General features: G+C 62.4%; 17 protein-coding genes and 1 pseudogene. 6 read left to right on the top strand and 12 right to left on the bottom strand.

What is annotated here, in order from left to right:
• The first annotated feature begins 172 nt into the window (after positions 1–172).
• From NKH12_RS25500 to NKH12_RS25490, 3 genes are all read left to right on the top strand, one after another.
• Positions 173–727 (top strand): hypothetical protein, encoded by a 555-nt coding sequence (locus tag NKH12_RS25500; protein ID WP_352955688.1) that lies wholly within the window; start codon positions 173–175, stop codon positions 725–727.
• 387 nt (positions 728–1,114) lie between these two features.
• Positions 1,115–2,950, top strand: a complete 1,836-nt coding sequence (locus NKH12_RS25495) for a monovalent cation:proton antiporter-2 (CPA2) family protein (protein ID WP_352955687.1) — start codon at positions 1,115–1,117, stop codon at positions 2,948–2,950.
• A gap of 17 nt (positions 2,951–2,967) precedes the next feature.
• Positions 2,968–3,516 carry a DUF924 family protein gene (locus NKH12_RS25490; protein ID WP_352955686.1) on the top strand — a complete coding sequence of 183 codons (549 nt, stop codon included), beginning with the start codon at positions 2,968–2,970 and terminating at the stop codon, positions 3,514–3,516.
• A 16-nt stretch (positions 3,517–3,532) separates the two neighbouring features.
• On the opposite strand, the gene folK is transcribed toward NKH12_RS25490, so the two are convergent.
• From folK to folP, 3 genes are all read right to left on the bottom strand, one after another.
• Positions 3,533–4,045, bottom strand: a complete 513-nt coding sequence (gene folK, locus NKH12_RS25485) for a 2-amino-4-hydroxy-6-hydroxymethyldihydropteridine diphosphokinase (protein ID WP_352955685.1) — start codon at positions 4,043–4,045, stop codon at positions 3,533–3,535.
• Positions 4,029–4,388 (bottom strand): dihydroneopterin aldolase, encoded by a 360-nt coding sequence (gene folB, locus NKH12_RS25480; protein WP_126106424.1) that lies wholly within the window; start codon positions 4,386–4,388, stop codon positions 4,029–4,031. Before folB ends, folK begins: the two co-directional genes overlap by 17 nt.
• A 110-nt stretch (positions 4,389–4,498) precedes the next feature.
• Positions 4,499–5,341, bottom strand: coding sequence for a dihydropteroate synthase (folP, locus tag NKH12_RS25475; RefSeq protein ID WP_352955684.1), 843 nt, complete (start codon positions 5,339–5,341; stop codon positions 4,499–4,501).
• Positions 5,342–5,428: 87 nt separating this feature from the next.
• Here folP and NKH12_RS25470 point away from each other — a divergent pair, with 87 nt between their 5' ends.
• Positions 5,429–6,043, top strand: a complete 615-nt coding sequence (locus NKH12_RS25470; protein WP_352955683.1) for a DUF922 domain-containing Zn-dependent protease — start codon at positions 5,429–5,431, stop codon at positions 6,041–6,043.
• Positions 6,044–6,090: 47 nt separating this feature from the next.
• Here NKH12_RS25470 and NKH12_RS25465 read toward each other — a convergent pair whose 3' ends face one another.
• The 3 genes from NKH12_RS25465 to NKH12_RS25455 form a co-directional block, all read right to left on the bottom strand.
• Positions 6,091–7,116, bottom strand: a complete 1,026-nt coding sequence (locus NKH12_RS25465) for an NAD(P)/FAD-dependent oxidoreductase (protein ID WP_352955682.1) — start codon at positions 7,114–7,116, stop codon at positions 6,091–6,093.
• A gap of 205 nt (positions 7,117–7,321) precedes the next feature.
• Positions 7,322–7,642, bottom strand: a complete 321-nt coding sequence (locus tag NKH12_RS25460; protein ID WP_013531878.1) for a 2Fe-2S iron-sulfur cluster-binding protein — start codon at positions 7,640–7,642, stop codon at positions 7,322–7,324.
• Between the two features lie 100 nt (positions 7,643–7,742).
• Positions 7,743–8,111: an Hpt domain-containing protein gene (locus NKH12_RS25455; protein ID WP_258116783.1), complete on the bottom strand. Its 369-nt coding sequence runs from the start codon at positions 8,109–8,111 to the stop codon at positions 7,743–7,745.
• Positions 8,112–8,385: 274 nt separating this feature from the next.
• Here NKH12_RS25455 and NKH12_RS25450 point away from each other — a divergent pair, with 274 nt between their 5' ends.
• Positions 8,386–15,042 carry a kinesin gene (locus NKH12_RS25450; RefSeq protein ID WP_352955681.1) on the top strand — a complete coding sequence of 2,219 codons (6,657 nt, stop codon included), beginning with the start codon at positions 8,386–8,388 and terminating at the stop codon, positions 15,040–15,042.
• A gap of 66 nt (positions 15,043–15,108) precedes the next feature.
• Here the strand turns inward: NKH12_RS25450 and NKH12_RS25445 are convergent, their stop codons facing one another.
• The 5 genes from NKH12_RS25445 to NKH12_RS25425 all read right to left on the bottom strand — a co-directional run bounded on the left by NKH12_RS25445 (position 15,109) and on the right by NKH12_RS25425 (position 19,779).
• Complete coding sequence (locus NKH12_RS25445; protein ID WP_352955680.1) at positions 15,109–15,552, bottom strand: SRPBCC family protein; 444 nt, start codon at positions 15,550–15,552, stop codon at positions 15,109–15,111.
• A 113-nt stretch (positions 15,553–15,665) separates the two neighbouring features.
• Positions 15,666–16,334 carry an ABC-type transport auxiliary lipoprotein family protein gene (locus tag NKH12_RS25440; RefSeq protein ID WP_352955679.1) on the bottom strand — a complete coding sequence of 223 codons (669 nt, stop codon included), beginning with the start codon at positions 16,332–16,334 and terminating at the stop codon, positions 15,666–15,668.
• A gap of 46 nt (positions 16,335–16,380) precedes the next feature.
• On the bottom strand, positions 16,381–17,754 hold the full coding sequence (locus NKH12_RS25435) for an MlaD family protein (protein WP_352955678.1): 1,374 nt from the start codon (positions 17,752–17,754) through the stop codon (positions 16,381–16,383).
• A gap of 14 nt (positions 17,755–17,768) precedes the next feature.
• Positions 17,769–18,590 carry an ABC transporter ATP-binding protein gene (locus tag NKH12_RS25430; RefSeq protein WP_352955677.1) on the bottom strand — a complete coding sequence of 274 codons (822 nt, stop codon included), beginning with the start codon at positions 18,588–18,590 and terminating at the stop codon, positions 17,769–17,771.
• Between the two features lies 1 nt (position 18,591).
• The gene (locus tag NKH12_RS25425) at positions 18,592–19,779 is read right to left on the bottom strand and encodes an ABC transporter permease (RefSeq protein WP_352955689.1); all 1,188 of its coding nucleotides are present in this window, start codon (positions 19,777–19,779) and stop codon (positions 18,592–18,594) included.
• 100 nt (positions 19,780–19,879) lie between these two features.
• On the opposite strand from NKH12_RS25425, the gene dgcA reads away from it, so the two are divergent.
• Positions 19,880–20,863: an N-acetyl-D-Glu racemase DgcA gene (gene dgcA / locus NKH12_RS25420; RefSeq protein ID WP_352955676.1), complete on the top strand. Its 984-nt coding sequence runs from the start codon at positions 19,880–19,882 to the stop codon at positions 20,861–20,863.
• Here dgcA and NKH12_RS25415 read toward each other — a convergent pair.
• Positions 20,834–20,998 (bottom strand): annotated as a pseudogene (locus NKH12_RS25415) (MFS transporter); the annotation flags it as partial. The gene dgcA and the pseudogene NKH12_RS25415 sit on opposite strands and share 30 nt — an antisense overlap.

The raw sequence follows: 20,998 nt of genomic DNA, 5'->3' as shown, positions 1-20,998 counted from the left end.
TATCAACCGATCCATTACACCCAAGGCTGCCTCCAAAAGCAGTCTTGAATCATGCTACGGTCAAAAAGGGAATCCTAAGAGTCCACACCACCTAGCGGTGACGAAGCATTAACCAATCTTGTTCATGGTCGGACGGGTTCCAAACCAGTCTCTTTGTTGCCGGGTGTCGTCGATGAAAAGCGTGATCTTGTCCAGTGTCCTGCCGATGGCGGTCGTGATTTCAGCAACTGCCGGCCTGGCCGAAAAGACCTTTGCAGCAGAACGGGACAAGAAGTTCTTTCAATCAGTGGAAGGCGAATGGGTCGGCCCGGGGGAAATCGTCGCCGGCAAATACAAGGGCACGAAATTCACCTGCAATTTCACCGGTTCGACACCAGACGGCAAGATCGGCATGTCCCTCGACGGCGGTTGCCGGGTCGGCATGTTCACCCAGCAGATGTCGGCCACGATCCAGCACAAGGGCCGCGAGGGCTACAAGGGCAGCTTCATGGGCGGTGCCGCCGGTTCCGGCCTCGACATTATCGGCGGCAACGTGGTCAGCGCCAACAAGGTCGTCTTCACCATCAACCGCAACCAGTTGCGTGGCGTCATGCAGGCTCTTGTCCCCAACGACAATTCGATGACGGTGACGGTTGCGGTGCGCGTGGACGAGCAATTGGTGCCGGTCATCGGCATGAAGCTGAAGCGAGTCGATACGGTCGAAGTCGGCTCCATCGCGCCGAACTGACCAACGATTTGCGCATCCAGTGAACTTGCGGCGCGCTGTACAATTAGTGAGTAGTGAATGGTGAATGGAATTAGATATTCACTACTGACTACTGACACTGACTACTGACTATTCACTATTCACTATTCACTATCCTTCACGTCAGTCGTCTCCCCCAAAGGCGGCGGACTTGATCGTCCTCCGCTCTTCACGGCCAAAGCCGCGCGTCCTTAGCGCCCGATTGCAGCAACACGCAACGCAGCGGGTGCATAAACTTGTGGAGCGCGCCTGCAACACTGCTGCACCAGTTTCCGGAATCGGACTGTTCGATTTCAGCCGAAGCCCCTATCTTGGCCGCTCGATGCCGCAGCACGTGCGGCGGTCCCTAGAGAGAACGGAACGGCAGGCATGGCGGCAGAAGCAGCGGGCGGCGATCTGATCCACGTGGTGGCGCTGCTCGCTGCAGGTGTTGTCGCCGTACCGATCTTCAAGCGCGTGGGGCTTGGTTCCATCCTCGGCTATCTGGCGGCCGGCGTGGTCATCGGCCCGTTCGGTATCGGCATCTTTTCCGAATCGGAAGCCATTCTTCACGTCGCCGAGCTCGGCGTCGTCATGTTCCTGTTCATCATCGGGCTGGAGATGCAACCGTCACGGCTGTGGGGCCTCAGGCGAGAGATCTTTGGCCTTGGGGCATTGCAGGTCGGCGTGTGCGCGCTGTTGCTGACCGGTGTCGGACTGGCGGGAGGTTTCCCGGTCTCGCAATCCTTCGTCGCCGGCGCCGGCTTCGTGCTGACCTCGACGGCGATCGTCATGCAGCTTCTGGAGGAACGCGGTGAGATCGCCGCGCCCAAAGGCCAGCGCATCGTCTCCATCCTGCTGCTCGAAGACCTGGCGATCGTGCCGTTGCTGGCCCTGATCGCCTTCCTGGCGCCGGGCGGCGCCGATATGAGCTTGACGCAGCGGCTGACGGAGGTGGGCATCGGCCTTGCCGCCATCGTCGGGCTGGTGCTGGCCGGGCGTTATCTGCTCAATCCGTTCTTCCGCATCCTGGCGGACGCCCGCGCCCGCGAAGTGATGACCGCAGCCGCCCTTCTGGTCGTTCTGGGGTCGGCGCTTGCCATGCAGCTCAGCGGCCTGTCGATGGCGATGGGCGCCTTCCTGGCCGGCGTGCTTTTGTCGGAATCCACCTTCCGCCATCAGCTGGAGGCCGATGTCGAACCATTCCGGGGTGTGCTGCTCGGGCTGTTCTTCCTCGCTGTCGGCATGTCGCTCGACCTCCATGTGGTCATCGAGAACTGGCGGCTTGTCGCCATCTACGTCGTCGCCTACATGGTAATAAAAGCGATCGGCATCTATCTCGTCGCCCGCATTCTCAAGACCGGTCACCGGGAAGCGCTCGAGCGCGCCGTCTTCATGGCGCAAGGCGGCGAATTCGCCTTCGTTCTCTATTCCGCCGCCGCGGCGGTCGGCATCATCGACAGCCAGGCTAACGCGACCCTGACAGCGATCGTGATCATCACCATGGTGCTGACACCGCTGGCCATTTTGGCATTGCGGTATCTGACGCCGCGCGACGAGCAGTCGCTCGAAGGCGTCGACATCGCCGATGGCCTTACCGGCAGCGTGCTGATCATCGGCTTCGGCCGCTTCGGCCAGATCGCCAGCCAGCCGCTGCTGTTGCGCGGGATCGATGTGTCGATCATCGACAATGAGGTCGAGATGATCCAGGCGGCGGCCGATTTCGGTTTCAAGGTCTATTATGGCGACGGCACGCGGCTGGACATTCTGCGTGCCGCAGGCGCCGGCCGCGCGCGCGCCGTGTTGATCTGCGTCGACAAGCCCGATGTCGCCGTCCGCATCGCAAAGCTCATCAAGGCGGAGTTTCCCCTGCTGACCGTGCTGGCACGCGCTTTCGACCGCGGAACCGCACTGCAGTTGATACGTGCCGACGTCGATTTCCAGATTCGCGAAACCTTCGAATCGGCGCTTGTCTTCGGCGGCTCCACGCTGGAAGCGCTGGGCGTCGACCCGGAGGAAGTCGCCGAGGTGATCGAGGATGTCCGCCACCGCGATGCCGCCCGTTTCGAGCTGCAGCTCGCCGAAGGCGTTCGCGCCGGAGCGCGCTTCCTCAAGGGCAATATCGGCACGCCCATTCCGACCCCGCTCAGCCAGCCGCGCCGCACCGGTCAGGCGCTCAATGAAGAAACCGCCGGCGTTCTGCACAAATCCGAGCCGGCGGACTAAACACATGGAGCAAACAGATGACCGAGCTGGACGAGCGCGCGCTCTCCGTCACCAAATTCTGGCGGGACGCCGGGAAAGATGCATGGTTCGAGAAGCATGACGCCTTCGACGCCGAGTTCCGCAACCGGTTTCTCGACCTGCACTATGCTGCCGCGCGGCGTGAATGCGACGACTGGTCGGAGCATGCCGAAAGCTCACTGGCGCTGATGATCCTGCTCGACCAGTTGCCGCGAAACTGCTTTCGCGGCACCGGCCATATGTATGCCACCGACCCGCTGGCAAGGCATTTTGCCGAAAAGGCGATCGCCGCCGGCCAGGACCTGGCGCTCGACGAAGAGCTGCGCGTCTTCCTCTATTTGCCTTATGAGCATTCGGAGCATCTCGCCGACCAGCTCAAATCGGTGGACCTCACTACCGCCAAAGCCCCGTCCTATTTGAAGTATGCGGTCGAGCACCTGGAGATCATTCAGCGCTTCGGCCGCTTTCCGCATCGAAACAGGATGCTTGGCCGAGAAACGACGTCGGAGGAACAGGTGTTCCTCGACGGCGGCGGATTTTCCGGTTGAGCTCAGGTCCTATGCTTTAGGTCAGCCACCAATCCCGGCCGGACGGCAGTCGCTCGATGCCGGCGCTGTCGAGAGCGGCAAGCCGCTCCGCCATGCTTCTACCGCCGATGGTGAGGTCAGGCGCGATCTCGGCCAGCGGCGCCAGAACGAAGGCGCGCTCCAGCATGCGCGGATGCGGCACTTCGAGCCCGGTTTCGTGGATGATCCGGTCGCCGAACACCAGAATGTCGATGTCGATCAGCCGCGGACCCCAGCGCTCCTCGCGCACCCGCTTCAGTCTGCGCTCGACGTCGAGGCAGAGATCGAGCAATGCATGCGGTGAAAGCACGGTCGAAATTTCGGCGGCCGCATTGAGAAAATCCGGCTGGTCGAGCTTGCCCCAGGGCGGCGTGCGGTAAAGCGAGGAGACGACGACGACGCGCGTGTTCTCGTCGGCGTCCAGCATGCGCAGCGCCGCGCCCATCGACCTTGCCGGGTCGCCAAGATTGCCGCCAAGGCTGAGGTAGACCGTGTTATTCGGGCCAGACAACTGTTACCTCGACATGATCGAGCACACCGGGCACCGGCGCGTTCGGCTTGCGCACAGTGATCTCGGCCTTTTTGATCTGGGGAAACCGGGCCGTCAGCGCCCGGGCCACCTCCAGCGCCAGCGCTTCTATCAGAAAACGCCTCTCTCCGGTTATGATCCTTTCGATCACCCCGAAGGCGACACCATAGTGGACAGTATCCTCGATGGAATCGTCGACCAGCGCGCGGCCGGGTTCGACGGTGAGCGCGGCGTCGACATAGAAGCGCTGCCCAAGCGTCTCCTCCTCATCCAGCACGCCGTGCCGGGCGAAGAAGGCGCAGTTCTTCATGCGGATGACGTACATCGCTCAGCATCCCGCTCGATTAGAGGGATGCGCGTCCACGTGGGCGCACATCTACGCTCTAAGGCTTTTAATCTACGCATCCTGCCGGAAATCGATTTCGGTTTTCGAGCCTATGCGGTGGTTTCACGCGCCAGCATAGCATCCGCAACCGCCAGCGCATCCACATTGATTGCGACATCGTGGACGCGAAAAAGCTGCGCGCCCTTGAGCCTCAGGATGACGCTCGTCGCCGCTGTTCCGGCGTCCCTGGCCGAGGTGTCGCGACCGGTGACGGCGCCGATGAAGCGCTTTCGCGATGTGCCCGCCATCAGTGGAAAGCCCAACGCATCGAGTTCGGAAAACCGCGCCATCAACTCGAGGTTTTCCTCCGCTGTTTCCTTGGCGAAGCCAAAGCCTGGATCGAGCACGATTTGCTCGTCGGCAACGCCGCTTCCTCGGGCGATTTCGAGGGACTTCCTGAGGAAGAAAAACTGATCCTCAATCACGTCGGGCAGTTTTTGCCTGTCACGCCCGGTGTGCATAATGATAAGCCCGGCGCCGGTCTCGGCAGCGACGCGCGCGATGCCCGGCTCGCGTTGCAGACCCCAGACATCGTTGACGATATGGGCGCCGGCGGCGACGGCAAGCCGGGCGGTATCCTCACGATAGGTGTCGACCGAAATCAGCGTCTCGCCAAGCCCGGCGAGCGCCTCGATGACAGGCAGCACGCGGGCCCGCTCTTCCGCGATGGCAACCGGGGATGCGCCGGGGCGTGTCGATTCTCCACCGACGTCAATGACGGAGGCCCCCTCTTCCACCATCCGGCGCGCCTGGGCGATCGCCTGTTCGGGCGCTAAGAACAGCCCGCCGTCGGAAAAACTGTCCGGCGTGATATTGAGGATACCGACGATCACCGCCTTGCCGCCAAGGTCGAGATGACGTCCATGCGCCAACTGCCATCGCCCTGTCGTCATTGTCGATCAACCATGTGTGATCCGCCAAAGATCAATTCCGTTGCGCCGGCAACGGCCGTAGCGCAAGGTAGGCAAAGAGGCAACACGATGAAACGATCACTGCTTTGCGCCCTGATGCTCGCTTTTTCCGCCCTGCCGGCGGGCACGGCGAGTTTGGTAAAGACATATAGCTATTTCAGCATCGGAGGCAGAACGCTCGATGATATCGGATCCCAGCTTACGAAACTTGGACCTCAGGTGAAAAGCACCGGGATGCGGCATCCAGGCGCCACGCAGATGGCGTTCACCACCCGCGTCAGCTATGCGGAAAAATCGAATTCCTGCGCGATTGCTGACGCCGACGTCACTCTCAAGGTCAAGGTGATCCTTCCCGAGTGGCGCCGCTCGCGCAAGGCTGATGCGGGCGTAAGGCTGTTTTGGGATACATTGTCCGCCGACATCAAGCGCCATGAGGACCGCCATGTCGAGATCGCCAAGAACCATGCCCGCGACCTCGAGGATGCGCTGAAGGCGACCTATCCGCAGAAGAGTTGCCAGGAGGCCAAGGCCAAGGCCGCGGAGATCGCCGCCGCTATTCTTGCCAAGCACGACCGGGCCCAGATGCAATTCGATCGCGTCGAGACCATCAATTTCGAAAGCCGCATCCTGCGGCTGCTGCGCTATCGCATGGAGCGCGTCGAGAACGGCCGGCTGCCGGGTTAGCTCAGGCCAGATGGTAAGGTCGATCCTCGTCGAGTAGAAGTGGGGCGTCAGCCGGCAACGCCGAGCTTCTTCTGCAGGCTGGTCGACGAGGTCGTATACTGGAATACGATGCGCTCGCCGGGGCTGACGATGCGCTTGGCTGCCTGCGCCATCAGGGCGACCTCATGGAAGCCCGACAGGATCAGCTTCAGCTTGCCGGGGTACCAGTTGATGTCGCCGACGGCGAAGATGCCAGGTACCGATGTCTGGAATTTCTCGGTGTCGACCGGGATCATGTTCTCATGAAGATTGAGCCCCCACTCGGCGATCGGTCCGAGCTTCATGGTCAGGCCGAAGAACGGCAGCATCCGCGTGCACGGCACCTCGGTGTCACCGTCCGGCCCTTTGATGGTCGCGGAGGAAAGCTGGCCGTCGGCGCCGGTCAGTCCCGTCACCTGCCCGACCTGGAAATCCAGTTCCTTCATCTCTTGCATGGCGTACATCTTGTTGACGCTGTCGGGCGCCGCGCGGAATTCCGGCCGCCGGTGGACCAGCGTCACGCTCTTGGCCACCGGCTGCAGGTTCAGCGTCCAGTCGAGCGCCGAATCGCCGCCGCCGACAATGACGAGGTCGTGGCCGCGGAATTCCTCCATCCGGCGAACCGAGTAGAAGACGCTCTTGCCCTCATAAAGCTCGATGCCCGGGATCGGCGGCCGCTTCGGTTGGAACGAACCGCCGCCGGCGGCGATAACCACAACCTTGGCTTCAAACACCTCGTTCTCGTCGGTGGTGACGCGAAAGCTGCCGTCCTCGAGCTTTTCGAGGCTTGAGACCATGCGGTTGAAGGTGAAGTCGGGCTTGAACGGCGCGATCTGCTCAAGCAGTCTGTCGACCAGGCCCTGCGCCGAGATCGATGGCTGGCCGGGAATGTCGTAGATCGGCTTTTCCGGGTAGAGTTCGGCGCATTGCCCACCGGGCCGATCGAGTATGTCGATCAGATGGCATTTCATGTCGAAGAGGCCGAGCTCGAACACCGCGAACAGGCCGACAGGTCCTGCCCCGACAATCAATACGTCCGTGGTGATATCGGTCATGAATGCCCCTTCAATCCGCACGACTCCGAAAATCGAAATCCATTTCCGCTGGGGATCATGCGCCAAATCACGGTGCTACAGCGTCCTTTGCGCGTCCAAGAGAACGCCCGGCGCTTAGAGAACGGCGCGACACTGCATGACCATTGGCCGCTGCCAAGCCGGAGCCGGAAAAATCGGCTATATCTAGCGCTTCAGCCTCCACGCTTCAGCCTTGGCGGGCGGGCACGCGCACAACCAGGCCGTCGAGAGCGTCGCGCACCTTGATCTGACAGGAGAGCCGTGAGTTCGGCTGGACGTCGTAGGCGAAGTCCAGCATGTCCTCTTCCATCGCTTCCGGCTCGCCGACTTCCGCCGTCCATGCCTCGTCGACATAGACGTGGCAGGTCGCGCAGGCGCAGGCGCCACCGCACTCGGCCTCGATCCCCGGCACGGCGTTGCGGATCGCGTTCTCCATGACGGTCGAGCCGTTTTCGGCATCCATGTCAAAATGTGTGCCGTCATGGGCGATGAAGGTCAGCTTGGTCATTTGTCACCTGAAGGGAGTCCCAGCCGAGATAATCACTCCGGCAGACAAGTCAACTGCCGCGCGAAAGCGGCGCTCTATGCCGTTTTTTTCGGAAATCGGTTTAACGGCTGATGGCGGCGACGAAATCGCGGACTTCTTCGATCAGGGCGCCAAGCCGCTTGAGGGTATTGGTATCTTCAGGTTGAAGTTCGATCGCGCTGGCGCAATCGGCAATAGCGAAGGCGCCGACGCCGCGCGCCGAACCTTTCAGCCCGTGCGCCAGAAGCAGTCTTTGCCTCACATCGGCGTCGACGATCCTGTCGCGAACAGACAGCGCCTGCTGTACGAACAGCGCCAGCACCTCCTGTTCGAGGCTGCGGTCGCCCATCGTCTGGCGCGCCAGATGCGCCAGGTCAACCGGCCGCGACCCGGCGGTTCCCGACACGTCACCGCCGGGCATCGAGAAGGCAATGCCGTTTTCGCCACGCATGACTCTGCAACTCCGTTCTTCGGACTGCCGCAAAAAATAGGCCCATCCTGTGGATGACGGGTTAATGATTGGCCCGGAAAAATGTTGCGATAACGGCGCCGGAATCACAGTTTCGTTAACCTTATATTTAAAGTTTTACGTATCGCACCGAATGCATGTTTTCTTTACCCCGGTGTGTCATTACGATACGACAGGTCCATTTTCAGCCTCTTGCGTGGGACACGACAAGCAGAATCAATAAGTCCCGCGGCAGCTTGTACAGGGTAGCGAAGGCATGGCGAAGAAAACAACGACGACAAGAACGCTCGACAACGACGTAGCCAGGGAACTCGAAAAAGCACTTGATATCGATCTGAGCGGCGATGCCGGCGACCTCGACATTGCAGCGTCGATGGAAGATCTGGAAGCGCAGATATCGCAGGCTGCCGACGAGTTGGCACGCGAAGGCCGTAACCAGGAGGCCGAGCCTGTCGCCAACCAGAGCCAGAATGCCGAGCCTGTCGTCCCTGTCGTCCCTGTCGTCAACCAGAGTCAGAAGACGGAGCCAGCCGCCAACCAGAGCCAGAATGCCGAGGACCAGAAAGCAAGGCCCACGGCAAAGGCTAAGCCGGCTGAACTGCTGCGCCCTGTGGAAACGCGCAATGGCACGCAGCCGGCCGGTTTCACGCCGGCCAATGACCCTCGCCAAAAAGATTACAAGACGCTACTGCACACCCTCAATCGGCGTGCCTCGAACACGATCTACTGGGTCGTGGCGCTCGTTTCGCTTGCCTGGATCGCCGGCGCCGGTGCATTGGCCAACCTGCTGTTTGGACCAGGCATCTGGCAAATCCGAACGCCCGGCCAGTTTTTCGCCCGTCCCGAACTGATCGGCCTGGCGATCGCTGCGATCCTGCCTGTGCTCCTGTTCTGGGCGTTTGCAGCCATGATTCGCCGCGCGCAGGAAATGCGTATCGCTGCTCAGTCGATGACGGAAGTGGCCTTTCGCCTGACCGAGCCGGAAAATATTGCCCAGGATCGCGTCATGATGATCGGGCAAGCCGTCCGCCGCGAGGTGGCGGCCATGGGTGAAGGCATCGAGCGCACGCTTGCGCGTGCCGTCGAGCTCGAAACCCTGGTCCACAGCGAGGTGAACCAGATCGAACGCTCCTACTCGGAGAATGAGTCGCGCATCCGCTCGCTTGTCGACGGGCTGGGCAGCGAGCGCGAAGCGGTGGTCACCCACGCCGAACGCGTGCGCGCCTCGATCACCGGCGCGCATGAGACGCTGAAGGACGAAATCGGGGCTGCCAGCGACATCATTCGCGACAGCATCCTCAACGCCTCGACCAACCTGTCGATGACGATCACCAATTCCGGCGACACGCTGATCGACAGAATCAACCAAAGCTCGCTGTCGATCTTCGATTCGGTGGAGGGCCGGCTCGAATCGATCACGGACCGGCTGTCGACCTCCGGCGAAGCCTTCGCCAGCCTTCTCGATACACGCATCGCCAAGCTGACGGACACGACCGACGGCCTCACCCGGTCGCTGACCGATCTGCTCGATGATCGGACCTCCGGCATGGTGTCGCTGCTCGGCGGCGCCGCGCGTACGCTCAACTCCGAGTTTGAAGCCAGCCTTGACGGCATCGAGCGGACGCTGGCCGAACGCGGCCAGGCGCTGATCAGTGAATTCCAGACCCGCGCCGAAGCGCTGGACACCGGCACCCAGAAGCTCAACGCCGCGCTCGAGGCTCGCGCACGCCAGATCAACGAGACGCTGGTCGAGCGCGCGCGCGAAATCGCCCATACCTTCCAGGAGAGCAAGGAGACGCTGTCGGCGATGATCGATCAGGGCAAGACCCAGATCGGAGCCGACATGGCCGACATCGTTTCGTCGACTTCGTCCATGCTTGAAGCACGCGCCGGCGATTTCGCCGGGCGCATGGAAGCGGCCCGTCATGTGGTGTCGCGCTCCTTCGACGCCGACATCCAGCGGCTTGCCGATGCCCGCGTCGGCATCGAAGAAGCCGTCGAGAACCACAGCCGCAAGCTTTCCGAAAGCCGCGAACGCATGGCGGCGGCCATGCAGGCCGATCTGGCGAAATTCGCCGAAAGCAGCGCCGGCATCGACGCGGCCGTCACCGACCAGGTGCAGAAGCTTGCCGAAGGCCGCAACCTGATCTCGCGCGCCCTCGAAGAGGATCTGCGCAAGGTCAACGAGTCGCGCGCCACCATCGATGCTTCGCTCGGCAGCCATCTCGAACGGCTCGAAGAGGGCCGTAACAGGCTTTCACAGGCCTTGAACGAAGACTCCGGGAAACTTGTAGAAGCCCGCACGATCATTGACGAAATGGTTGCTGGACACGTTGGCAAGCTCGCCGAAGGCCGCAGCATCCTTTCACGCGCCCTCGAGGCCGATCTCGGCAAGCTGGCGGACAGCCGCGCCAGCATCGACGGCCTGGTCGCCGGTCAGGTCGAGAAGATCGCCGAAGGTCGCGCCATTCTCGCCAAGGCGTTGGAGACCGACATTGTCGGCATCAAGGATCTCATCGAGAGCCATTCCGCCAAACTGGCGGAGGACCGCAGCCTGCTTTCGCGCTCGCTTGAAGGCGACCTGTCCGGCATCCGAGGCTTGATCGAGGACCATTCGGGCAGGCTCGCCGACGATCGCAGCCTGCTCTCGCAAACGCTCGAGGCAGACCTTGCCAAATTGGCGGAAAGCCGGTCGAGCATCGACGGGCTGGTCGCCGGTCAGGTCGAGAAGCTGGCCGAAGGCCGCGACATCCTCAAGCGCGCGCTGGAATCCGATCTCAACACGATCAAGGACGTCATATCAGGCCAGTCCGAAAAGCTGGCGGAAGACCGTGGTCAGCTCTCGAAGGCGTTGGAAACCGACCTGCAGAGCGTGAATGGCCTTATCTCTGATCACATGAACAGGCTCGCCGAGGACCGTTCAATCCTGTCGAAGGGACTCGAAGACGACCTCGCCAAACTGGCGGAAAGCCGGTCGAGCATCGATGGTCTGGTTACCGGCCAGGTCGAGAAGCTGGCCGAAGGCCGCGACATCCTCAAGCGCGCGCTGGAATCCGATCTCAATACGATCAAGGACGTCATATCAGGCCAATCCGAAAAGCTGGCGGAAGACCGTGGTCAGCTCTCCAAGGCGTTGGAAACCGACCTGCAGAATGTGAATGGCCTTATCTCCGATCACATGAACAGGCTCGCCGATGACCGTTCAATCCTGTCGAAGGCGCTCGAAGACGACCTCGCCAAACTGGCTGAAAGTCGGTCGAGCATCGATGGTCTGGTTGCCGGCCAGGTCGAGAAGCTGGCCGAAGGCCGCGACATTCTCAAGCGCGCGCTGGAATCCGATCTCAACACGATCAAGGACGTCATATCAGGCCAGTCCGAAAAGCTGGCGGAAGATCGTGGTCAACTGTCGCGAGCGTTGGAAACCGACTTGCAGAATGTGAACGGCCTTGTCTCCGATCACATGAACAGGCTCGCCGCAGATCGCTCGACCCTATCCAAGGCGCTCGAAGACGATCTCGCCAAACTGGCGGAAAGCCGGTCGAGCATCGACGGGCTGGTTGCCGGCCAGGTCGAGAAGCTGGCCGAAGGCCGCGACATTCTCAGACGCGCCCTGGAAGCAGACCTCAATACCATCAAGGGTGTCGTCGCCGGCCAGTCCCAGCAGCTGACCGACAATCGTGCAGAGTTTGCGCGGGCGCTGGAGGCCGATCTCGGCAGCGTCAACGGTCTCGTGAACAGCCACGCCGAGAAGCTCATCCAGGACCGCTCGATCCTGTCCAAGGCGCTGGAAGACGATCTCGCCAAGCTGGCGGAAAGCCGGTCGAGCATCGACGGGCTGGTTGCCGGCCAAGTCGAGAAACTGGCCGAAGGCCGCGATATCCTCAGACGCGCGCTGGAAGCAGACCTGCAGAAAATTGCAGCGAGCCGCAGCGAGGTGGACGACATCATCGCCGGGCATGTCGGCAAGCTGGCCGAAGGCCGCGACGCGCTGACCCGTGCGCTGGAAGACGATCTCTCCAAGCTCGCCGATACGCGCAAGGAAGTCGACCGTTCCCTGTCCGGCCATATCGATCAGATCGCCGCCAGAAGCACCGACATCTCGGACGCCATTGCCGCAGACGTCGAAAAGATCGAACAGGCGTTCAGCCGGCAGACCGGCATCATCGAGGAGCGCGCCGGAACCATGGAGCGCGCGCTGTCGACCGGTGTCGACAACGTCCGCAGCGTGCTCGAAAAGAGCGCCGTCTTCGTCGCGGGAGCGCTGCGTGAAAAGGTCATGGAAGTCACCAGCGCGCTGCATGAGCAGGCAGGCGCGGCGTTCAGCGACGCCGATCGCAAGATCGCCGAACGTGCCGAGCAGACCTCTGCCGCCTTGCTCGCCAGGGCGGAGGATATCGCCCGCACCTTCGAGGAGGCGGACCGCCGCCTCGCCGCACGTGCCGAAGACACGTCGAGTGCGCTCATTGCCCGCGCCGAGGATACATCGAGCGCAATCATGGCCCGTGTCGACGACACATCGAACTCCTTGCTGACGCGCGCCCAGGAAACGGCCGACCAGCTGGCCGCTCGTGCCAGCGAGATCGCCGGTACATTCGATGCGGCGGACCAGAAGCTGGTTGCCCGCGCGGTCGAAACGGCGCAGTCGCTGGCGGCACGCGCCGGCGACATTCTGCGCAATTTCGAAGGCGCCGACGAACGGCTCGGCGTGCGCATCGGCGAATCAGCCGAAGCGCTAGCAGCGCGGGCATCGGACCTTGGCCGCATTTTCGATGCCGCCGACCAGCAGCTGATCTCGCGCATCGCCGAAGGTTCGGAAGCGCTGTCGGCCCGCGCGTCCGAGATCGGCCGTATCTTCGACGAGGCGGATCACCGTCTGGTATCCCGCATCGCAGACAGCACGTCGACGATCGGAGAACATGCCGACAATATCGTCGGGGCGTTTGCCAGCACCGAGCAGCGGGTTGCCGAACGTGCGAGGCAGACCGGTCAGGAATTGGCCGTTCACGCCCGTGAAATCGAGCAGGCGCGCGCCGGCGCCGACGAGCGCCTGGCATCCAGCGCGGCGGCTGCGGCGGCTCGCGTCGAGGAGCAGGTTGCCGGCGTCGAAAACCGTCTCGTCTACACCACCGAAACGATAGGCCAGAAGCTCAACGAGCAGGTTTCGACCGCTGAGGCGCAACTTATTTCGCGCGCCAACTCGATCGCCGAAACCTTCACTGCGGTCGGCCAGCATATCGGCCAGAGCACCAACGACGCGGCGAAGACCATCGGCACCAACACCCGCGAGCTCAACACCATGCTTGCGGCACGTTCGGCCGAGATCTCGAAAATCCTCGACGAAACGGCCCGGCCTCTGGTCGAGCGCTTCGCCCAGGGCGGCTCGGAACTGCAAAAGAGCATGGAAGAGGTGACCGAACGCGCCACCGAGAAGCTGCGCAGTGAAAACGCCACCCTCGTCGATGCGCTCGCCAGCCGCACGGCCGAAACATTGTCGGCCGTCGAAGGCGCGCGCTCGACGCTCGCCGACAGTGTCGCCGACCTCATCGGCCGCATGAGCACCTCGAGCTCGCAGCTCGGTCAGTTGATCGAGCAGGCGGCGGCCAATCTCGGCCAGGTCGACGAACGCCTGACCGGCAGCACGCAAAGCTTTGCCGCGACGACGGAAAAAGCCGCTCAGACCTTCGCCAGCTCGGCACGCCTGGTCGATTCGAACACGACACGGCTTACCGAGCTGTCATCCGCGACCTTGCGCGAGGTTGCCTCGATCGCCACGAAGTTCGACGAGCACAGCCGATTGCTGTCCAGTGCTTCGGACCTGTTGAGCTCGGCCCAGAGCAACCTCGAACACACGCTGGAAAGGCAATCGTCGCTGGAGGACCTCGCCGTCGGCCTGGTCAAGAAGTCGGAGGATCTCGAAAAGGTCATGCGCTCGTTCGAGGATCTGGTCGGCCAGACGTTGCAGAACGCCGAAGGCAAGACGCTGGAGTCGGCGGACAAGATTCGAACCGCCATTGCCGACGTCGTCGATTCGGCAACGAAGCGCTTCGCCGACGCGACCGAGGAGATGCGGCGCACCGCCGGCTCGATCAAGAGCGAGCTCGACCTCACCCGAGCCGAGCTCAAGAAGGGCGTCATCGAGATGCCGGAAGAGGCAAAGGAATCGACCACGGCCATCCGCCGCGCCGTTTCCGAGCAGATCAACGCGCTGAAGGAACTATCTGAAATCGTTGCGAAATCGGGCCGCAGCACCGACTCCTCGGAGCCGCGCAACCTGCGTCCGGCACCGCAAGCGCCTGCCGCGCGCGCCACTGAACCGCTGCGCCGTCCTCCGGCCCAGCAACCCGAACCTCGTGCCCCGCAGGCGCCCGCGGGTGACACCGCACTGCGCGGCGCGCTCGACCTGGAACTCCCGGCTGAGACGGCGCCGCGCCAGCGCGACCCCAATGGCCGTACGCCGCAGGGCGGCTGGGTGCGCGATCTCTTGACCGGGGCATCGCGCGAAGAGGGCGCCAAGCCCGCGGCACCTTCGGAAGCGCCACGCTCGGCACCTGCCCAGCGCTCGCCGCTTCACGTCGTGGAGTCGCTCAACTCGCTTTCCGTCGACATCGCCCGCGCCATCGATCACGACGCCTCGATCGAGCTTTGGAACCGCTACCGACGCGGCGAGCGTGACGTGTTCACGCGGCGTCTCTACACCCTGAAGGGCCAGCAGACTTTCGACGAGATTCGCCGCAAATATCAGATGGAGGCGGAATTCCGTGCCGCCGTCGACCGTTACTGTGACGATTTCGAAAAGCTGCTCAAGGATGTGTCGCGCAACGACCGCGACAACATGATGGCGCAGACCTACCTGACGTCGGACACCGGCAAGGTCTATACGATGCTTGCCCACGCCAGCGGCCGCCTGCATTGATCGGACGATAGGGACCAAAAAGGCGGGAAATTTTCCCGCCTTTTCATGCCGTCTTCGGATGATGCTCTATTGATTGATCTCCGGTTCGACGAGCCTTGCCAGGTTTCGCAGCGACTCCTGCCAACCGAGATAACAAGCCTCAGCTGGAATCACGTCCGGCACGCCTGCCTGCGTGATATCCAGCTCCGTGCCGACTGATACTTTCTTCAGTATCACCGTCACCTGCATTTCGCCGGGCAAGTTAGGATCGTCGAACTTGTCCGTATAGCGCAGGCGTTCGCCCGGAACGAGCTCAACATATTCGCCGCCAAACGCGTGGCTTTTGTCCGTTGTGAAGTTGCGGAACGACATTTTGAATGTGCCGCCGACTTTGGATTCCAGATGATAAACCGTGCAGGTAAAGCCGTTGGGCGGTAGCCATTTCGCGAGCGCGTCCGCCTCAAGAAAAGCGCGGTAGACTTTTTCTGGGCTGGTTGCCAGGACGCGGTGCAGGCGTACGGTACTGGGCATATCATTTATCCTTGTGGGTTGGAGTGTCGGCCCAAGGACGAACCGGTCTTGACCAATCCGACACAAGTTCTGAGTTTTTTGATCCTAAGCTGCGCCCGGCGGCCTTGGCTGTGTCAGATCACCGAATCGGTCCAGCGAACGATGTCCTTGGCGGCATCGCCGAACGCAATGTCGAGCGCGCTGACATAGGCCTGGTTGCCGCTGCCCGAGACGGGCGCGGTCGCGGTGAAGCTCTTCGAGGCGCGCACCTCGCCATTGCGGTCGTTCAGTATCCGCACGAACAGCTCGACCTCGGCATGTTCGCCGCCGTCAACCCGGACTTCGAAGGAACGGACCTCGACGATCACCTGATAGTCGATCGCCAGCCCCTCGCCCGGCTTGCCGACACCGGCGAAGCTGCCCGAGCGCTGGAATGTCTCGGCCAGCCGCGCCTGCACGATCAGCGGCAGCCGGTCGGCCCATTGCGCGCCCTTGAGGTACTGGATCGAACGCACGGACGGCTTAATGACGATGTTCTGGCTGTCCAGCGCCTTCAGCGCGGACGGTTGGGCAATGAGGATCTGGCGGCGGCTGCGGCCGCGCGCATCGAGCGGCGGCGCCGACAATTCGAATGTGTCCAGGGGTGCCGGCCCGCCGCCCGGCAAAAACGCGCAACCGGCTAGCGAAAGCGTAAGCAGTGCCACACCCACTTTGAGCCCGCCCGATTTGACCCCGCCCAATTTAAGCACCACCGACTTCACACGCGATCCCCGTTGTCCCCGAATCGTATGAGCAAATCGCATCCGCAGCGCGCTTGCCCGCTGTTCTTGGGGCCGGCGAAAGCCGAAGTCAACGCCGCACCCGGCCGTCGAACTGCCGAACCTCGCCTTCCCCGCCTGACAGTATCCGCTGCGGATTGCGGCTTAGATCCGTTACCGCCTCTTCGATGCGGGTGATCGAACGGCGGCTGTCCTGGACTAGCGCTTCGACGTTCTGCAGGCCCTGGCCGGAGAATCGCGCCAAGTTGTCGGTGATGGTGCCAAGGCGGGCGTTCAGCGTGTCGGCAACCTGCTTGAAGGACTTCAGCGTGTTCCTGGCATCGGCAATCATGCCGTCGGCCTGGCCTGAGCCGAGCAATGTGTCGACCTTGGCAAGGATGCCGTCGACGCGCACCGAAGCGTCGTTGAGGCGTTCCGCGAGCTGCTGCGCGTCCTTGATCGTCTGGTCGATATCGTCGGCCCGGTTGGCGAATTTGTTCGTTACCTTGGCGATGTCGGCAGCAGCCTCGTTGGCGTTTTCGCTGGCTTTCTGGATGTTGGCCAGCGCGGTGCGAACCTGTGCCGGGTCGATGCCGTCGAGAACGCCGTCGACTTTGGCTAGCGTGCCTTGCGTCTTTTGGGCGAAATCATTGATCGAACCGACCGCGGTGTCGACATTCCTGACGACAGTGTCGAACTGCTTGCTGGTTTCCTTGAGGTTCGTGATCACCGCATCGACGTTGGCGACGATGCTCTTGATCTGGTCCTTGTCGACGGCGTTGAGCAGTCCTTCCGCCGCCTTCAGCGTGCCGTCGAGCTTGCCCGAGACGCCCCTCAACTCGTCCGACAGCGAACTGACGCTGGCGAGGAATTTGTCGATGCCGTCGGAGTTCTTGGCCAGCGCGTCGGAGAAGGTCTGCACATTGTTGACGGTCTGCGTCAGCGGCCCGCGAACGTCCCTGGTGAAGCCTTCGAGCTGCGAGAGAACCGTATCGGCGCGGGTGAAGATGTTTTGCGCCGTCTGCAACAGGTTGGTGACCGCCGACGGGTTGGCGACGATCTCGGCGACGCGGCCCTCCGCCTCCGCCTGATCGAGAAGGTTCACTTCTTTGGGGTCGGCGCCCTTGAGTTCGATATTGGCCTGACCGGTGAGGCCGGCAAGGCCGATATCGGCCTGCGTCGATTTGGTGATCGGCGTCGTGCGGTCTATTTCGGCGTCTGCTATGGCGGCGGTCGGATTGGCGAGGTCGATATAGACGCGCTTGACATCCCCAACCCTGACGCCGTTGAACAGCACGAAACTGCCGCGGCCGAGGCCGGAAGCCGATCCCGGAATGCGCACCCGCAGCATCGCCATCTCACCCCTGTCGCCGATCGCGGCCGTCCAATAGACGAACGCGAATGCTGCCAGGATCGCGGCTAGCGTGAAAATGCCGACAATGACGTAGTTGGCTCTGGTTTCCATTTACCCACTTATGGCTATGCGCGGGCCGCAAGATCAAGTTGCCGCGCACGTTTTCCGCGAAAATAGGATTTCACCCAGGGTTCCTCGCTTTTGAGCATGTCGTCGATCGTGCCTTCGACCAGCACCTTCCTGTTGCCGAGCACGGCCACCCGATCACAAGCAGTGAACAGCGTGTCGAGATCGTGCGTGACCATGTACACGGTCAGATCCATGGTATCGCGCAGCTTGACGACCAGTTCGTCGAACTCAGCCGCGCTGATCGGATCGAGGCCGGATGTCGGCTCGTCCAGGAACACGATGTCGGGGTCGAGCGCCAGTGCGCGCGCCAGCGCCGCACGCTTGATCATGCCGCCGGAAAGCTCGGACGGGAATTTCTGCGCCGCATCCGGCGGCAACCCGACCAGTTCGACCTTGAGCATCGCCAGCTCGTCCATCAGCTTTCTCGGCAGGTCGAGATATTCGCGCATCGGCACCTGCACGTTTTCGAGAACCGTGAGCGCCGAAAACAGCGCGCCGTGCTGAAAGAGGACGCCAAGGCGCATGTCGATGCGAAGACGCTCCCTCTCGTTCGCCTTTTCGACATCGACCCCGAACAGCTTGATCGTTCCCGACTGCTTGTGGACCAGGCCGAGGATGGTGCGCAGGAGAACCGACTTGCCGGCACCGGAGGCGCCGACAAAGCCGAGGATCTCGCCGCGCCTGATATCGAGCGACAATCTGTCGAGAATGACCTTGTCGCCGAAGGACACGGTGATGTCGTGCGCGGAAAGCACGATCTCGTCTTCGTCGGCCCCGTCCGCAACCCCAGTCGCCTTTGTGCTGTCCTGCGTCGCCATGTCAGAACTCGATCGCCGCGTAGAACATGGCGAAAAGCCCATCGAGGATGATGACCACGAAGATCGCCTTCACCACCGAAGCGGTCACGTGTTGTCCCAGCGATTCGGCGCTGCCGCCAACCTTCATGCCTTCGACCGAGGCAATCGTGCCGATGATCATGGCCATGAACGGCGCCTTGATCAGCCCGGCAAAGATGGTGCTGAGATCGATGGCAACGCGCAGCCGGTCGATGAACGCCGCCGGTGCGATGTCGGAGTAGAGCCATGCGGCCAGGATGCCGCCGCCAAGTGCGGCGAAATTGGCGATGATCGTCAGGCAAGGCAGTGCGATCACCAGCGCGACCAGCCGCGGAAACACCAGCACGCCGATCGGATTGAGCCCGATGACCTTCAGCGCGTCGACCTCCTCGCGCATTTTCATCGAGCCGATTTCAGCCGTAATGGCGCTGCCCGAACGGCCGGCGATCATGATCGCGGTCATCAGCACGCCGAGCTCGCGCAGGATCAGCACGCCGACCAGGTCGACGACGAAGATATCGGCGCCGAAATAGCTGAGCTGATAGGCGCCTTGCTGGGCGACGATTGCCCCGACGATGGCCGACATCAGCACGACCACCGGGATGGCGCCGACGCCCATGCGGTCGATCTGGTTGAAGATCGCCGCTGGATTGACCGCATGGCCGCGGCCCAGCTTCATCTGCGCGCCGCGGATCGTGGCGCCCAGTATGTTCATCGCGGCCAGGAAATCGTCGCGCATTTCATAGACACGCCGGCCAACCGCCTCTAGCCCGCGAATAATGATGTTGGGCGGCTTTGTGCCGCCGGAATCGGGTTCGCGCCGGACCGCGTCGCCAACGGCGCCGAGCAGGATCGAGGCAATCTCGCTTTGGCCTTGCAGCCTGATCTCGACGCCTTTCTTTTCGAAGGCGCTGACCAGGCGGTCGATCAGCCAGGCTCCGGCGGTATCCATCTTCTCGATATGCGAAAGGTCGAGCGCCAGCGTCTGGAAACCGCTGCGCTTCTCGATCTTGCGCATCTCGGCGTCGACCAGCGTCACGGTGCGCGTCGTCCAGTTTCCGGAGAAGGCGCAGCCGAGAACGCCGCCCTCCTCACCGACCGCGACGCGCGGCTGGTGGTCGGCCTCCTTGGCGGTCGTGCCGCTTGCGTGGCGTTTGCGGATGGTCAACATGGCGTCCTGTTTAACCTGACGGGCCAATCTGTTTACCCTGACAGAAACCACCTGTCGATTTGCCGACAAGCTTGTTGTCGCACAGCCGGAGCAGAAAAATATGGCGCGTGTCATTTCGGTCGAGTCGGAGTGCTTTCCCATCGCCGGGACCTTCACCATTTCGCGCGGCTCCAAGACCGAGGCCGAGATGATCACAGTGACGATCCGCGAGGACGGCCAGAGCGGGCGCGGCGAATGCGTCCCCTACAAACGCTATGGCGAAACCATGGACGGTGTTCGCGATGCGATCGAAGCGATGCGGGAGCAGATTGCGGGTGGCATCAGCCGGGCCGCGCTGCTCGACGCCATGCCGGCGGGCGCGGCGCGCAATGCCATCGACTGTGCGCTATGGGACCTGGAAGCGAAGATCACAGGCCAGCCGGTCGCATCCAGCATCTGCGCGGCTCCGCCGAGGGCGCTCGAGACGGCCTACACGCTGTCGCTCAGTGAGCCCGAAGCGATGGCAGCCCAGGTCCGCGCCAACGCCCTGCGCCCGTTGCTCAAGGTCAAGATCGGCGGCGACAACGATATGGCCCGTATCCGCGCGGTTAGAGAGGCGGCACCGGCGAGCCGAATCATCCTGGACGCCAATGAGGGCTGGAGCGACGACAACATCGTTGCAAACCTCGCTTTTGCCGCCGAGTACGGCATCGCGCTGATCGAACAGCCGCTGCCGGCGGGCCGTGACGGCATTCTTCGCCACATCGCGCATCCGGTGCCGATCTGCGCCGATGAAAGCGTGCATGAGGCAGACGGCCTTGCCTCGCTTGTCGGCCTTTACGATGCCGTCAACATCAAGCTCGACAAGTCGGGCGGCTTGACCGCTGCCCTCATCCTTCGCGATCGCGCCCGCGAACTGGGCTTTGGCGTCATGGTCGGCTGCATGGTCGGCACGTCATTAGCCATGGCGCCGGCCGTGCTCTTGGCCCAGGATGCCGATTTCGTCGATCTCGACGGTCCGCTGCTGCTGGCCCGCGACCGTGTTCCCGGTCTCGTCTACCAGGGTTCGCTGGTGTCACCGCCTGATACGGCGCTGTGGGGCTGAACGCGCCGCAAGTCCAATCAACGCAAGGCCGATAAGGGCGATCGGGATCATGGCAAAAAAGCCGTCCACGCCGAAGCGGTCATACAGAGGGCCGGACATCAGCGTCACCACAGCCGTGAAAAAGCCGTTGGAGAA

It is taken from the genome of Mesorhizobium sp. M1322, assembly GCF_040318085.1.
Taxonomy (GTDB): domain Bacteria; phylum Pseudomonadota; class Alphaproteobacteria; order Rhizobiales; family Rhizobiaceae; genus Mesorhizobium.
The sequence above is the reverse complement of the archived record's forward strand: the minus strand, read 5'-3'. Positions and strand labels throughout refer to the sequence as shown.